This window comes from Paenibacillus sp. NPDC057934 (assembly GCF_042887565.1).
Taxonomy (GTDB): domain Bacteria; phylum Bacillota; class Bacilli; order Paenibacillales; family Paenibacillaceae; genus Paenibacillus_AQ.
Genome location: NZ_JBHVPB010000001.1, coordinates 161,794 through 177,291 on the forward strand (window position 1 = coordinate 161,794; position 15,498 = coordinate 177,291).

Below are 15,498 nucleotides of genomic sequence, written 5' to 3' on the forward strand. Positions count from 1 at the left end.
GATTACATTCCTGCCTTATTATTATGCACAGCTAGTTATTGACCCACACGAACCTGTCATTGATGAGATGTTTGCGTGAATCAATTTTTAGAAGCTTCTGCCATGGAATTTGGTGGGAGTTTTTTTATTTGGCTATAGGAATAGAGTTCGTCATATTCTTCCATTTAATAGTATAATAAAAACATGCTTCAAAAAGGCTATTTAAACACGATGATCTCGTTTAATCAATTGTATTCCTTATATTTATGAATTTCGTGAATATTACGTTATATGAAAGATCGGCAATTTAAAAGCTTGACTAGAAAATAAATAATAACAAAGGAATTAATCGATGAAACTATACTTAATTATCATTCAAGGCTTTTACTTATTGACTCTACTTCCTTGGTTTTTTATTTGGGGATTATCCTTTATGGTATTTGATAATGGAATTTCATTATGGGGTATATCGATCATGATTGTAGTTTCTTTGTATCCTGTTGCTATTGTAATATGTTCAATTTTGTCTTGGCTATTAAAGGAAAAGATAAAATCACTAAATATTTTTCTTATTAGTGCAATTCCATTACTGTGGGTGATCTCTTTGGTGGCAGTAATAATAGGGTATTAGTGTTGAGCTCAATCATGCGTTCGTTAATTAGAAACTAGTGAAATTATGGATTTAGATAAGTTGGGAATTGAATTGCAAGAGGGAATTTGATAGTTATTTCGAAGATGGCCGATCCATCATAACACCATATTCACGTATAGGGCCATCCGGTCCGCGGTCCGGCAGAGGGATTTCGAGGAAGCGGGGTAGCAGCCGGACAAAACCCTGCACTGGCTAAGTCCGTCGGACCCGGGCTGGCGTCCTTAAGCCAGTGAGGGTTCGTGAATACAAAGACGTTATCTAAAACTAATTGAGAGGAATGAATAACCTACCATCAATTGAAGAAAGAGAAAAAATGGTTGCAGAGCAACTAAAAGATGAATTGGAATTCCATATAAATAGTGGTAGAAATTTTACAAACGTAGATATCAGATTTTTATGTGAGCTTGCTACAAAGAATGGCAACTTATATGAGTTCTATAACTTGATGATAGAACATTATAAGCATAGCACCAACTTTAATACTGCTGAATGGAGCTTCGACCATTGTATCCAACCGTTTATTTCTGCCTTTGACAAAGAACAGATACTAGCCTTATTGGACTCGGTAAATTCAAATCGACAAGTACACGATACGCGAAGAAGATATTTTACAAGCGAAATAAAGCAAATAAAAGCTAGGGCTGACGAGCTACTAGAGTCAGATTTTGAGTATGAAACAAAATCCCCTGACATTAACTTCCTAAAATAATCTAATCGGCACCTTATGATATAGGAATGCCGATTGGTTAATCAATATCGGTTATTTTAGTTCTATATAAGTTGAACTAAAGAAATCGAGAATCGAGAATCAAAATCTAATACAAAGACGGCAATAATAGAAGTGGGATTTTTCATAATTTCGTTCATAAACTGTCCTACGTTCTTACGAATTTCGAATACGGTATGATAAAATACGTTGTTGATCGCATTGGATTTCAGCCATTTCCAAAGCCCTTCGACAAGGTTGAGTTGCGGGCTGTAAGGGGGCAAAAAATTAGTTCGAGCCGTCCGTTCATTTCTTCCAGAAACGGATACAGTAACTTTGCATGATGAATACGGGCGTTATCCAATATCATCACGATTTTACCATCGCTTGTACCCGAAGAAGAGCGGATTAAAGTCATGGGAACACATGAAAAGCTGAAAACACTGGAAGAACATGAAGCGATTATGGAACGGCTGCTTAAGAATCGCATGTTGAATCCCAATTCAAGACGTAACATTTTTCCTTTGTCAGGCTTGCTTTATTGTGAAAAATGCGGTTCACGGATGAGGTTCCGGGTGGGAGAGAATAAGAAGCAGGGACAGCACTGGAGTGCATTGTGCTATCACCAATACAAAGACGGCAGCAAATGTGAGCAGCGCGGCAAAGTAATGGATGCTGATTTTTTCAATGCTCTGTATGATCGGATTATCCATGTTGATCCAAACATTTTGCGGGAGATTGAAATGCATGGCAGTCGGTATAATGATACTCAAGTGATCATCGAGGTCAAAGCGCAGGAATTGAAGAAGCAGAAGCGAGCGTTGGACAAACTGCATGAATCTTATGAAGAAGATATGATAACGAAGCAAGTGTTTTTAGAGCGAAAGGGTGTTCGATCAAGGCAGATACAGAAGCTGGAGGGAGAATTGAAGGATTTGCGGAGGGTAGTATTAGATGAAGGCAATATCAGACTGTGGAGCAGATATATGAGCGGATAGGTGAGTTTAGGGAGTTGTGGAGCGCTTCAGTGACGAGTGAAGAGAAGAATCGGGCTTTGAAGAAACTGGTGGAGCGAATTGTGTATGATCGGGAAGGGAATCGGGTGGAGTTGACGGTTTGTTATAGGTGAGAGCGAGTAGTTTTGGAAGTCCTTTCCATCGTATCTACACATGTGGATAGCTGTGTGTTGTTGGTGAGAGATTAGCATTTGGAGCCAAATTTACCTACCAGATGAAGCTCAGGCGCTGTTGGCGCTTGGGCTTTTAATTTTTGCATTCCGCAGTGCTTACTGGAACTATTGTGTAGCACGAAGCTATGCAAATCCTATTTTAGTTCCATGTACCTGTTACTTAAGGAGGATTTTGGAATTTATTGGAGAATTATAGATATACAAAGGCGAAGAGGAGGAACTAACTAACTATGCGGTTGCACAAATTGGAGATTGAGGGGTTCAGGAGACATACAGATTCAAATGTACTATTCTCAGACGCAACTTTTCTCATTGGAGAAAATAACGTAGGCAAAAGCTCAGTACTTGCAGCGCTTAACATACTTTTGAATGATGTGAAAAGAATTTCTGATGAAGAGTTTTTCTCTTATATGGATGGAGAATTGACTAGACGTGGATCAGACAAGATAGTATTAACTGCTGAGTTTAGGGACGTGCCGGAAGAGGCCAAGCAATGGATCGGTTTTAAAGGAAGAGTATTACAGTATAACAAAGACGATGGAGAGAGCGGACTAAGAGTGATTTATAGGAAGACGTTTACTCCCGGTACAGATTGTGCTGTCGAATTACGTCAGCAGGTGAAAAGAGTAAAAACACAGTTTGAAAATTGCAGCACAGTTGGCCAGTACATAGATGCGGGGCTTGATTTAACTCCTATAGAAACAAAAATCTCTGAAGTAGATCGTGACAAGAAATTGACTGCAAAAGTTAAAACTATTATTGAAGAAGTTGAAGAGTTGTACGAGTATGACGAAGAGGTTGAAGAGTGGTTTAAAAATCCAGGAGGCATTCCTGCAAACGTGTTAATTAAGCTTCCAAAGTTCTTATTGATTCCTGCTCAGGATAAGGCAGAAGAACTTTCAGGTAATTCAGGCGCGTTAGTTTCCACTCTAGTTGAACTATTTAATGATGTAAGAGACTCATCGAATAATTATAAACAAGCCCAGTTATTTTTGAATCAGCTTGCGGAGGAGCTTGATCCCACTAATGCCCAGAGTGAGTTTGGGCAAATGATGACGGAATTAAATGGTGTTATGAAAGAAGTTTTCCCTAATACCGGGTTAAAAGCACTTACTAATCTTGCAGATGCGGATAAAGTAATAAAACCACAGTTTACTATTTCCATGTTCAGTAACATCAATACACCTGTAAATTTACAAGGCACAGGAATGATTCGATCCGCTGTTTTTGCCCTACTAAGGTATCGGAATTTGCGGAATAATAGAAAAACCGCTGGACAAGAGCATAGACCTTTAATCATAGGTTTCGAAGAACCTGAAATATATTTGCATCCCAATGCCGCGAAGCAGATGAGGGATACAATATACGAGTTGGCAGGAACTCATAACAATCAAATTGTTTGCACAACTCATTCTCCTTATATGATCGATTTGAGTAAAAAACCTTTGCAGATTTTAAATTCTCTATCTAGAGAAAATGACGAGTACACAAGCGATAATCGTCAGATTAAAATAGAGAGATTAAGATGTAATGCGTTTAACGCCAGTGAGGAGTTCCTGAGGCTTCAAAAAGACGATAAAACATACGTTAAAATGCTGTTGAAGTTAGATGATCATATATCGAGAGTATTTTTCTCTAAGCATGTGTTGGTGGTTGAGGGAGATACCGAGGATATCGTGCTTAGGGAAACTCTAAGTCGAATGCCTGAGGTAGTAAGGAAAGATATAGAATGTAATTGGCAAATTGTTAAGGCAAGGGGAAAAGCGACGATAATAGCTCTTGTAAAGTACTTAAGGGCTATGGGGATCAATCCAATCGTTATTCATGATAAAGATGAAGGAAAGGAACGGGCGGAAGTATTTAACGATCCGATTCTTGAAGTTGTGGGTGATGAAAATAGGAGAATAATGCTTTCGAATTGTATAGAGGATGTACTTGGCTACACTCCTCCATCTAGTGAAAAGCCTTATAAAGCATTTGCTCACATTAGCACAAATTGGACTAATGAGTGGGACTCAGTAGCTCCTATGTGGAGATTAATAGTAACTGATGTTTTTAGAGAGTCGTTTAATTTGTTACCAAAAAACCATGAGACTGTAGATGCGAAGGTAGCAGTTGCGGAGGCTGAATAAGTGATGTATGTTATCGTTTAATGATTGGAGTTAAAATATATGTATTATACAGATAATTACAATACATTCGATGAATGGTTAGATCTAGTTCTTTGTGGCAAGGAGCAAGTATATCCTTCTTTAAGAATTCCTTATAATGAATGGGTTGAGGAGCTTATTGAGGGAATTGAAAATAAGTCGACTGACTATGTTAAGGAATTATTAAGGTGTTTGCTATGCCCTATTACTCGAGGAATTGACGTATCAGATTACAAAACTTTTTTGCTTTTGAAGGATTCAGACAACGAAGCTCACAGGGACTTTGCGAAAGATATGTTCCATAGTGAGAGATATAAAAGACTTGAAAATGGACAGGATGCCTGGGAAGGTTTGACGTGGATTTTAGAATTATTGCCACATAGTCCTTACAAAGCAATTAGGGCACTTGAAAGCTATATCTATTCACAGCCGAACCTGCCAGATGACAGAATTTATGGGGTTGACCAGAGTATTCAAATAATAGTGGCTAAGTTCATTCATTTTGAAAATTCGTTAGAGCATTTGACTAATTTGAAGTCTGTAGAGTTTGAATGGTTAATTGAGAATTTATATGAGAGCATGGGCTATGAAACGGTATGGACAACCGCAACTCGTGATGGAGGCAAGGATGTCATTGCAAAGATTGAAAGGACAGATGGCGAAGAACAAGTATATGTTGAATGCAAGCTGTATAAAACTACCAAGCTGGATTTAACGACCGTTAGAGCATTTCGAGATGTTATCCTCGAAAATAAAGTAAACAGGGGAGTGATATTCTGTACAGGTTATGTAAATGATAACATCAGAAATTTCGACAAGAGAATTCAAATATGGACGTTTGAAGATATTAATGTTCTCTTTAATGCTCATTTAGGCAGTGACTGGGTATATAGATTGGATATTCTTATCGCAAATAAGAGAAAGAAGTATGGAAAGCAACAGCAATCCATTAGTAAACACTTAACACATGAGAAGTAATATTACTTATTGCTATGAGAGTTTTAATGGGATTTTGCCGATGTTAACAGCAAAAGTATCGTTTTACTAGAGAAATTATACTGTAATTTAGATATACCTATTAAGACTTTCTTGATATCTATGAACGTGATTTCACTTGGTAGAGTTTAGGAATGAATATTAGAAAGATAGCAGTTTGAAAAAGGAAGTGAAAACATCATGAGGGTTTTTGTTTGTGAAGAACTGATTAATGATCTTAGAGTCAACTTTGAGAAAATTAAAGATATGTTCGGGCAAATGAATAAACAAAACTATGAGGCTTTTTTTGTTTACTCATTTGCCCTATTTGAAAGCAGTATCTGTGAGGTTTTGAGGCGAATACTCGCTGCCTTCCCAGAGAAGTTATCAGATGAAAAGCAACCAAAGCTCAAATATTCAGATATACTGAATAATATCTATTCATCAAATTACATCCTTTATAGTATCATCGATGCTGAAATAAAATCTATTTCAAAAGGAGACGCAGTCGCGCTATTACAAAAAATGCAAAAGCTTATATCGATTGAACTGTCATTTAATAAAAATATTATAGATGAGGTATCTAAATATAGGAACAAACTTGCACATGATAATACAGTTTCAAAAAGGGAATATATTTTAGGTTCGGGAAGTCGGAATAACGATAGTTTTTCGCTTGAGAAAGCGAAGACCCTTATAGGCGTCCTAATGAATGTGTTATCTGATTTGGAACTGTCTTTAAAAATTAAGTACCAAAAATATACAAAGTACAAACTTATAAAAGATTTGTGGGAAGAGATATTTGAGACTCCTTTATTAAAATTTGAAGACTGTATAGAAATAAGAAAAAGTACAATGGATAGAAAAATGGATGTTGTTGGTTTGAATTTTGAGCATCTTAAAAGAGCGACACAATCTATATCTTCAGGTGAAAAGTTTTTTTTAGCGTTCTTGCTACATCAGTACTCTGGTAGTATAAATGATCAGTTCTTTAAGTTTAGAGATATACCAGGTTTAGTTTCAGTGACTTCAAAAAAAAATATAAACAAAATTTTGCATGTTTTTGATATTTACCCAAACCTATTTAATGGAGTGCACATAGATGGTGCTACTTGAAGACAAAATTGACAGATGGCACATGTGGAGATTTGTGTGTTGTTGGTTAGGAAGTAGTGCTTAATGACCGCATTTACTTGCCTGAACAGCAAAACTTCCCGAAGCTTCTAGAGTTTGGGCTATATTTGTTAGTATAATCCTAAAGTAATTAAATGAGGGTAAGATTCAGTCCAGCAAAAGAAAATGATACTGCTCACGATTATTGGCGGTATCGTGATTTGAAAAGATGGAGTTAAGGTAAGTTCAGCCAGTTAACTGGTAGGATTGGTGTCAAGGTCGGCGGTATGGTGGATTCGGATAAAGTGCTTGAGAGAAAGGTATATAGAACTAGATTGAGCTGAGGCTCCTGTCGCTTGCAGGAGCTTTATAATTTGTTGTAATTGGAAATGATTTCTGGTGTAGGTGATGGTAATAGGAAATAATTTTTAATAGATCTAATTACCCACTCTTTTTACTGAATGTTAGGCATTGGATATAGCTAAACCTCATGCAAAACGACAACTAAATATAGTTAAAGTTTTTATATAAAGGGGCGATACAGGTTGTCTGAACAGAATTTAACCAGATTAACGAAAAAAATCAGTTCACTAGAAAAGAATCAACAAAAACTCAAAGATGAAGTCTCCAACTTGAAAGAGGCTAGCAAGCCTTTGATAGAGCGCCCTTGCTCAAAATATAATAGAAAAGATTTAATTCTAAGAAAAACAGTGGTCTATCCCGAGTTTGATAGAAAAACGGTACTAACTGACTCTCATTGGCATTATATAGAGCTGTTTTTGCGTGCTGGCAAAGAAGAACATTGCCATAAAGCTGCGAACTATTGGAATCAAGCAAAAAACTTTTACACAGCAACTGCAAATCTAGATTTAGTTGCTAAACCATTAACCACATACTATTGTTTTTTGAATGCCACAAAGGCATTACTTACCTACAAACGAATTAATTTCGATTTGCAACATGGAGTATCGGGAAAACACGAGGCTGGTCAGATTAAGTTGCAAAATGAGTACGTCAGTATACAAAAAAAGGGTGTCCTTGCTGGTTTATGTGAATACTTAAATGAACCTGTTAGCTTTACTCCAAGAGACGTAAATATATTTGGATCTAATCAAGCTGAAGTTCTTGTTAGAGGCATCTCTAATAAAACTAGAGAATTTGTTTCCGCAGCTGAACGCCAAGCGTTCGAAAATAATGTGAGAGAATATTTAATCAATCGTAAAAATACAAAACCCTTTCCAGAAACGCATACATTGAAAAACATTTTGTATAATCTTGAGTTTATTCATCGCGCATATAAACTCACATTTAATAGTGAACCTGAGTTGTTTATTCCCATTGTTAAACCAAGATTCGTCTTTGATAAAAATAATAATGAAAGTTGGCTTGAATTCCAACTTGAGGAAGGAGATTCAAACGCACGAACATTAACAAATATAGATACTTTCGATAGAGATGATTTCTACAAACGGATATCTATTATTTACGTAGCAGAGAAACCTTTACATGGTTTAGTAAAAATAATGGGGTCAATCTTGAAGGCTTTAAAAGTTATTATCGAGCAATGAGGAAAAAGTTTGTGTACATATATAGCACTAATGAATTATGGTATTATAAGAGGAGAAATCTTACAACTGGGGTTGTTAATAGAAATTCGTTGATTCTTACTTTTTCTGCTATGCATAGACTGAGCGAACTGTCCAGATATGATCCCAACCGATTAGATGCACATATAGCTAGTCAACATGGTTGGTTGCTTTCAGAGTTTATTAATAAATCCCTATATCAATTTATTGATATGATTTCGTCTGAAATTTCTGGAGATGATTTTAGAGCAACTGGTTTCAGAAATTAGTGTGACTTTGAAACAATTATTGAAACATTATTATTTCACTTGTCTGGTTAAGATGACGTTTAAAATTTTTTATTATAAATGTGGCACTTTTTTAGCAGAAAAGATGTCAGCTTTTATTTATGTTGATATTAAGGAGACTTCTAATGTAATGAAGATTAGGCGCTTCTTTGGACTAAGTGTTGAAACAAGGTGTGATAGATGCCATATTAAAATTATTTCCCCTTCTGATGTTTATACGCTGTGTAAAGATTGCTTCCTGATTAATCCACATCAATTGAGACAACATGATGTTAAATTGGATTACCCACGTATGATTGAAGGTTTAACTTGTGTTTTTTGCAAGGTGAAAGTCATTAGTGAACAACAGAATCATTGCTGTAATAATTGTGTCTCCCAGCATGCCGATAAAACGCATAGTGGATGGTATATTAATAGTGATTATCAGAAAGGCACAAATTTGTATCGTAGTTGTCTTTGTGGCGATATGTTTGTTATAACAATAGGGCAGACACAACAAACCAATGAATTTGAATATTACAAAGTAGGAAACCGGAAACCCGTTTCTATTCCGTATCAGTGTAGCAGGAACATCAAGTCGTGTGGAAATTGTGAGCACGATTGGTTGATACTTGCTAACAACGAAACACCGTATGATGTAGGGATGAAAAAATATCTTGATTATAAACAAAACCCCGCGATGGGACTTTTACTAGACTTTGAAGATGATAATGAGTACATGGCATTCGGGTCAACCAAGTTTTGGTGCAGTCGTTGCGGATTGTATCACGACTTGTCTCCTAGTAAAGTAAAGCGTCTTCCTAGGGTAGGCTATATTAAACATAACTGATGTAGTAGGAATGGTTTAAACTAATTTTATTGAGGTGTAAAAATGAATAGTGATATGGCTGATATAGAGCAGTATCGACGTGAACACCCAATGGACTATATAAAAGCAATCGAAATATTGAATAGTAGCTCAAACAAAGATGAGGTATTTCGTTGGATATATCAAATAACAAGATTACATATTCGTGATGTTCTATATAAGTATGTGAGTCTAACCGATGATGAGAATCTAAATAATCTGAAGATGCAGACACTATCTGAACAAAAGATCTTTCTTGCTGACAGTCGTGATTTTAATGATCCCTTTGATAATAAAGCGTTCTATTATAGAAATGATGAGTTAAAGCAATTTGATGAATTGCGTCCGTTTGATGGTCGTCTAGGTGATGAAATAATGTTCAATTCTAGAGCGGCATCACTTTCAGCAGCGGGATTTAACTCAATGCCAATGTGGGCGCATTACGCTAATAACCATAAGGGCTTCTGTATTGCTTACAATATGAATGAGGCTGATAACCTAAACTTAAAGAGTAGTACACTCCCTATTCAGTATACTGACAAAAGAGTCGACATTACTGATATTATGGTGAAAACTGTTGACTATATTTTGAAGCAGAAGCACCGCCAAATGAGTCAAGGTAGTAAAAGAATTTTGATAGATGATTTGATGATGGTGTATACTACTGTTTTTCTTCAGAATATAAAACAAAGTAGTTGGCAATATGAGATGGAGTTCAGGTGTTCAGCAGGAAATACTTCAATTGGAATGCCTTTTATTAAAGCGAGGCCTTTTGAAATTTATGTTGGAGAAAAATGCACCTCGATACATTTCGACAATTTGTTTAAAATAAGTCATGAGTTGAAAGTGCCTCTATATAAACTGGAATTTAAAGAAATCAATAGTGCTTACCAGCTAAAACCAAAGAGAATAAACTGAAGTAATATTTCGTTTTGGCGACACACCCTTTCTGGTATATTTTATATGTATATATTAGCATATTTTCTATAACAGTATCCTCGTACTTCGTGGTGACGAGTAATTCCCTGTGAATTCCCCCATTAATTTGGATAAATAAACCTTAAGCAATAATCCCACCCAAAAGAGATGATTCCCCATGATAACTCAAAAAGTACTCAATAGATTAGCCAAGGGAAAATCGCCGTATCTGCTGCAACACGTACATAACCCGGTGAACTGGTTCCCTTGGTCGGAAGAAGCTTTTGATAAAGCTAAGCAGGAGAATAAATAGCTAGTTGTTGATTTACACGTACCTGTCATTGATGGCGTGTTTGCGTCATTCAATTTTATAAAACTCCTGATAATAAATTATTCCCTTCAAATTAGACCCTCGTATAAAACATTAAGTATTAACGTGAGGAAATGAGTGAACTTGGAGAGGATTTTTGTAAGGCAAAAAAGGGGCAAGTCCTTCAATCGTATACTGAGGAATTCAAAATGTAGGGCCATTCGATATACGCAAGGGTTCAACAAACCCTATGAAAGTACGCCCTAGTGCGGCGTTTGCCAGTATTGAAGTAGAACGGGATTGCTTTAAGGCAAAGGTGGACTACCTAAAAAGCGGTATTTAAATCTGCTAACGAGTGAATCTTAGACTTCAAGACAAGTACGCAGTAATCAGAGAGTTGCGTGACCTGCGTGGCGTTATCCGTTATTAGCCATTACAGGTCTATCTCGAGCAAAAGTCCACAAGTGGCGAGGTACACACTTCTAGCGGGCAGAAGCTCATGCATAGGAGCAAGAAATTATAAAGAGCATATGGTGACCATTCACTTAGTCCATTCCTATTTTGGATATCCCCGAATGCGAACACCCCTGTGGGAGGCAGGCGATCTCTGTTAACCATAAGAAGGTATGGCGGCTTATGAGAGAGCTCTCGATTCAGTCCGTCATTCGAAAGAAAAGGAATCGCTCCAACTATGCTTCTTCCGTGTTTTATTCTAACCGATTAAAGCACCAGTTGCATGCAACAGCTAATCAGCAGAAGCTTATGACGGATATCACGTATCCCTTGAATGGTACTCACTTTTATTACCTATCCGTTGTTCAGGATATCTTTAAGAATGAGATTGAGTTCTTGGCGAGTATATAAACGTAATGATGTTAAAGCTAGCACTGGATACGATTGAGCAATGGGCACGAAAAAGAGATGTATTGGAAGCCGTACTCCATTCGGACCCTGACCTCCAATACACGTCTGAGGCGTACAACACACGATAGGGTCAGGGTAGCCATTCTCGCAAGCAACCTGCTTGAATAACACCTGTATTGAATCTTTCTTTTCACATCTGAAGACAGAAAAATTGTATCTTTACCAGGGTAAGTCACAAACAGAGATCCATCAAGCCGTTGACGAATATATCTGCTTTTTTAACTACTAACGATTTCAGGCGAAATTCAAACTATTGCGTTATACGTAACCCCAAGAAAACTATGTCAAGTAATTAAATATACAAGTAAGGGAGACCAGAAAATGTTAGAGGATAACGAAAGCTTAGAAACAATTGGTTTTAATTTTGAAGAGCATAGACATAAGGCAGAATACGAATACATGAAGATTCAACCACTTTACAAAGCATTTAGCATAGCGTTAGACAGTATATTGAGAAATTGTCTTGAAATTAATGATGTGTATTATCATTCAATTGAGTCGAGATCCAAAGAGGTTGAAAGTTTTGGGAAAAAGGCTTTTAAGCCTTCTAATGAAGATCCTCGCAAGCCCAAATATAAAGACCCTCTTAAAGAAATTACTGATCTAGCCGGGGTTAGAATTATCACTTTCTTCCCAAAAACAGTTAAACTTGTTGACGAGTTGATAAATAGTGAATTTGAAGTTATTGAACGAAGTGATAAAAGTGAATTGTTGGATGAAAGATTAGGATATCAGAGTATACATTATCTAATAAAGCTTAATACAACTCGAAATAGTCTTGCTGAATACAAAAATTTTCATGGTTTGTTAGCTGAAATCCAAGTTAGGACTATCCTACAACACGCATGGGCTGAAATTGAGCATGATATTCAATATAAATCTAATGTTGCTATACCTAGAACCATAAAGCGTAGGTTTATGGATTTGGCAGGTTTAATTGAAATAGCTGACCGTGAATTTCAATCAATTCAAGATGAGGATGAAAGACTTAGATATCAATCTAGAACAAATGTTCAAGAAGGGCGTTTAGAAGATGTGGAAATTACGCCAGATGCCCTAAAAGAGTATCTTAACAAGAAATTTGGGACAGACGGTCGTATTAATTCTTTCTCTTATAAACACGAGGCAAATATATTAATCAAGATGGGTTTTACTAACTTCAAACAAATAGATGACTGTATTAATGGATTAAACGATGATTTAATTAGTAGAGTTATTTGGGGAACGCGTCAAGGACAACTTTCTAGGTTTGAGGATGTGTTATTAGCCGGAATAGGAGAGAATATTTATCATTTACATCCTTATAGTAAGTCTGGGAATGGTGAAAATTGGTTTTCATATTGGAAAAGAGATCTAGAAAAATTACGAAAGGCAGGAATTGAAATAAGAAACTATAATCCTAAGGAATTTGAAAGTGACACTGAAAAGGAAGAATAACAAGCGGGATGTAAATGAGCTGGAATTCGAAGGTGATTTCAAAGAAGTCGAGCCTGCGTGTATAGTATGATACTCACGCGGCGGGCTTGACGGTTTATGAAAACAGAAAAAATAAATTTCAAGAAAACTCCCAGAGGGTCAAGTTGTAGGGAATAAGACGTTTATATATTACTAAGTAAATCAAAGTTTTAAAAATACCTCAAAGCAAAAAAACAAATAAATATATTGAAGTTTTAGTTCTACAGGAAGTTCTTGAGGTGCTTTTTTATTATGAAACCCAAACTGGAAGCCTTTTAAGCTATAGATCATTGAATTTGATAGAATCAATTTAGATTCTAGGGAACAATAAAAATAACCGAAAAGAAAAGCAACGAACTTCATAAGTCTCTGCACTTTAGATTTTTGACACTAGAAGAAATAGTAGAAAAGGAAGGGCATATAATAGGATACTCCTGCTTAGTCGTATTCACTCCTTGGCTGCAGATATTATTGCGAAAAGTAGAGATCGGCAAATAAACTAACGGGTCAGGAATACATAAAAAAGTTATGTGAAAACTTAGTATTATGGGGGTAAGATATGATTTTGCAAAGCATACTATCATTACTTTTTAGTTTACTAGCAGTATTTCTTCCAGTTATTATAGTGTTTTTTTTAAGAGGGCCAATTAAATTACTCTTATATTACTCACCTCTATTACAATTATTGTTTGCTGTAACTGCATACAATATTTATCCAATGTTTTATAATAAGTTTGATGTTTGGGGATGGATTTTGTTCTATTTAACAATTACAAGTGCAAGTTTAGTTTTATTCTTTATTTTGATAACTAGTGCAATTAAGGGCATACGGAAGATACTTTATGAGACTACTAATAATGCAACAATAGAAAGACTCAGACTATTTTTTTATTTGGTTTATTTTATTACAATACCTCATTTAGTATTTGCTTTAATTTATTCATTTTGGGGAATTGTTTCTAAGGCAGAAAATATCACACTTTTTGAATCCATTTATTTTAGTTTTTCTCTTATCTATTCTCTACCAGTTAGTAAGACAATAGAAGAGTATGGAAATATTATTACAAATGAAAATTCAATTCAATTACTATACATGATTCATGTAGTTATTTCAAAAGCCTTTGAAATTGTGGTACTGGCTTTTGTTGCTTCAAGAATCATTGATTATATTAAGCCAACTCGGGAAGATTAGGACTCCACTTAAACGTCATATTATGGTAGAACAGGCTAGATTGTTTAAGGGTACTTGTTGTAATACGTACATTATCCAGTGAATCGGTTCTTTTGTTTGGAAAAATATTTTTGATAATGTTAAAATAGGAGAATAACACCTGTCTTATTATCTGTTGAGTAGGGCTAGTTATACTCTACACGTTCTCCTCATCGATGAGATACTTCTATGAATCATCTATTACAGGAACTCCTGCTTACACAGCAGGAGTTTTTTGTTTTAACTATAGTATCCCGCATAACATCCTCCCATTAGATGATACAATAAACATATTCTATTATCAGACAATCCCGCTTTACTTTTAAATACATTTTCAAGGAGCCAAAAATGCAACCCTCCCATGCTTTGCAAACGAAAAATTCAATCATTAAAGATCTAAAACAAATCGGTGTTAAAGAGGGCATGACATTGATCGTCCATGCTTCCCTGAAAGCTTTAGGAAAAGTTGTAGGGGGACCTGTCACTGTTATATTAGCGTTGGAAGAAGCAGTAGGGCTGAATGGAAATATTGTTATGCCGACACAAACTGAACATTTGTGTGAATCGATGGAGTATAATGATGGTTTGACTGAAGAAGAAATACAAATAATAAAAGAAAATATGCCTATCTATTACCCTGATATTACGCCAACTTCATATATGGGATTCATTCCTGAAACGTTTAGAAAACAAAACGGAGTGCTCCGAAGTTCACATCCTCATGTTTCATTTGCTGCGTGGGGGAAGAATGCTAAGCGCATAACGGACAGTCATAGTTTGGATTATGGGTTAAGCGAGATCTCTCCCCTGGGTAGGATCTATGAATTAGAGGGATATATTCTATTCCTTGGCGTTCCAGCGGATACGAATACTTCATTACATCTAGCGGAGTACAGACAGAAGAATACCTTTATTCGACCGAAAGTCTGGGGAGTGAAAATGTTAGTGGATGGAGTTGAACAGTGGTCTACTTATGATGACATTAATAATGAATCTGACGATTTCGGTCAGATTTTTGATGACTTCAAGTCCAACAGTGACTTGGTAAAAGAGGGACTAGTAGGAGAAGCTAAGAGTTATCTGATACCGCAGAGAGAAATGGTTGATTACGCCTTAGAATGGATGAATCGGAATAGAAGATAAGTCCTTTTGAAAATAGCCTACTTATAAAAAGCCCCAATTATTAAGGCTCTATTT

The 15,498-nt window shown here is 36.1% G+C and carries 14 protein-coding genes and 2 pseudogenes; 15 read left to right on the top strand and 1 reads right to left on the bottom strand.

Features of this window, described 5'->3' with window-relative positions; translation table 11 throughout:
• Positions 1 to 908: 908 nt before the first annotated feature.
• Positions 909 to 1,340 carry a hypothetical protein gene (locus ACFVRY_RS00755; protein ID WP_387496021.1) on the top strand — a complete coding sequence of 144 codons (432 nt, stop codon included), beginning with the start codon at positions 909 to 911 and terminating at the stop codon, positions 1,338 to 1,340.
• 99 nt (positions 1,341 to 1,439) lie between these two features.
• Here ACFVRY_RS00755 and ACFVRY_RS00760 read toward each other — a convergent pair.
• Positions 1,440 to 1,719, bottom strand: a pseudogene (locus tag ACFVRY_RS00760) (transposase); the annotation flags it as partial.
• Positions 1,720 to 1,753: 34 nt separating this feature from the next.
• Between ACFVRY_RS00760 and ACFVRY_RS00765 the strand changes: the two are divergent.
• The 14 genes and pseudogenes from ACFVRY_RS00765 to ACFVRY_RS00830 all read left to right on the top strand — a co-directional run bounded on the left by ACFVRY_RS00765 (position 1,754) and on the right by ACFVRY_RS00830 (position 15,444).
• Positions 1,754 to 2,335, top strand: a complete 582-nt coding sequence (locus tag ACFVRY_RS00765) for a recombinase zinc ribbon domain-containing protein (RefSeq protein ID WP_387496023.1) — start codon at positions 1,754 to 1,756, stop codon at positions 2,333 to 2,335.
• Positions 2,336 to 2,756: 421 nt separating this feature from the next.
• A complete protein-coding gene (locus ACFVRY_RS00770) occupies positions 2,757 to 4,658 on the top strand; it encodes an ATP-dependent nuclease (RefSeq protein ID WP_387496025.1) in 1,902 nt (633 codons plus the stop codon).
• Between the two features lie 39 nt (positions 4,659 to 4,697).
• Entirely contained in the window at positions 4,698 to 5,654 is a 957-nt protein-coding gene (locus ACFVRY_RS00775; protein WP_387496028.1) for a restriction endonuclease, read from the top strand.
• 198 nt (positions 5,655 to 5,852) lie between these two features.
• A complete protein-coding gene (locus tag ACFVRY_RS00780) occupies positions 5,853 to 6,767 on the top strand; it encodes a hypothetical protein (RefSeq protein WP_387496030.1) in 915 nt (304 codons plus the stop codon).
• Between the two features lie 542 nt (positions 6,768 to 7,309).
• Entirely contained in the window at positions 7,310 to 8,332 is a 1,023-nt protein-coding gene (locus tag ACFVRY_RS00785; protein WP_387496032.1) for a YaaC family protein, read from the top strand.
• Positions 8,329 to 8,619 (top strand): YaaC family protein, encoded by a 291-nt coding sequence (locus ACFVRY_RS00790; RefSeq protein WP_387496035.1) that lies wholly within the window; start codon positions 8,329 to 8,331, stop codon positions 8,617 to 8,619. The genes ACFVRY_RS00785 and ACFVRY_RS00790 overlap by 4 nt, the downstream gene beginning before the upstream one ends.
• Positions 8,588 to 9,466 carry a hypothetical protein gene (locus ACFVRY_RS00795; protein WP_387497773.1) on the top strand — a complete coding sequence of 293 codons (879 nt, stop codon included), beginning with the start codon at positions 8,588 to 8,590 and terminating at the stop codon, positions 9,464 to 9,466. Before ACFVRY_RS00790 ends, ACFVRY_RS00795 begins: the two co-directional genes overlap by 32 nt.
• A 54-nt stretch (positions 9,467 to 9,520) precedes the next feature.
• Entirely contained in the window at positions 9,521 to 10,402 is an 882-nt protein-coding gene (locus tag ACFVRY_RS00800; protein WP_387496038.1) for a DUF2971 domain-containing protein, read from the top strand.
• Positions 10,403 to 10,580: 178 nt separating this feature from the next.
• Positions 10,581 to 10,712: pseudogene (locus ACFVRY_RS00805) on the top strand (DUF255 domain-containing protein); the annotation flags it as partial.
• Positions 10,713 to 11,273: 561 nt separating this feature from the next.
• A complete protein-coding gene (locus ACFVRY_RS00810) occupies positions 11,274 to 11,576 on the top strand; it encodes an IS3 family transposase (RefSeq protein ID WP_387496041.1) in 303 nt (100 codons plus the stop codon).
• 160 nt (positions 11,577 to 11,736) lie between these two features.
• Positions 11,737 to 11,865, top strand: coding sequence for an IS3 family transposase (locus tag ACFVRY_RS00815; RefSeq protein ID WP_387496044.1), 129 nt, complete (start codon positions 11,737 to 11,739; stop codon positions 11,863 to 11,865).
• Positions 11,866 to 11,957: 92 nt separating this feature from the next.
• Positions 11,958 to 13,073 (top strand): GTP pyrophosphokinase, encoded by a 1,116-nt coding sequence (locus ACFVRY_RS00820; protein ID WP_387496047.1) that lies wholly within the window; start codon positions 11,958 to 11,960, stop codon positions 13,071 to 13,073.
• A 577-nt stretch (positions 13,074 to 13,650) separates the two neighbouring features.
• On the top strand, positions 13,651 to 14,283 hold the full coding sequence (locus ACFVRY_RS00825) for a hypothetical protein (RefSeq protein ID WP_387496050.1): 633 nt from the start codon (positions 13,651 to 13,653) through the stop codon (positions 14,281 to 14,283).
• A 366-nt stretch (positions 14,284 to 14,649) separates the two neighbouring features.
• Positions 14,650 to 15,444, top strand: coding sequence for an AAC(3) family N-acetyltransferase (locus tag ACFVRY_RS00830; RefSeq protein WP_387496052.1), 795 nt, complete (start codon positions 14,650 to 14,652; stop codon positions 15,442 to 15,444).
• Positions 15,445 to 15,498 lie beyond the last annotated feature (54 nt).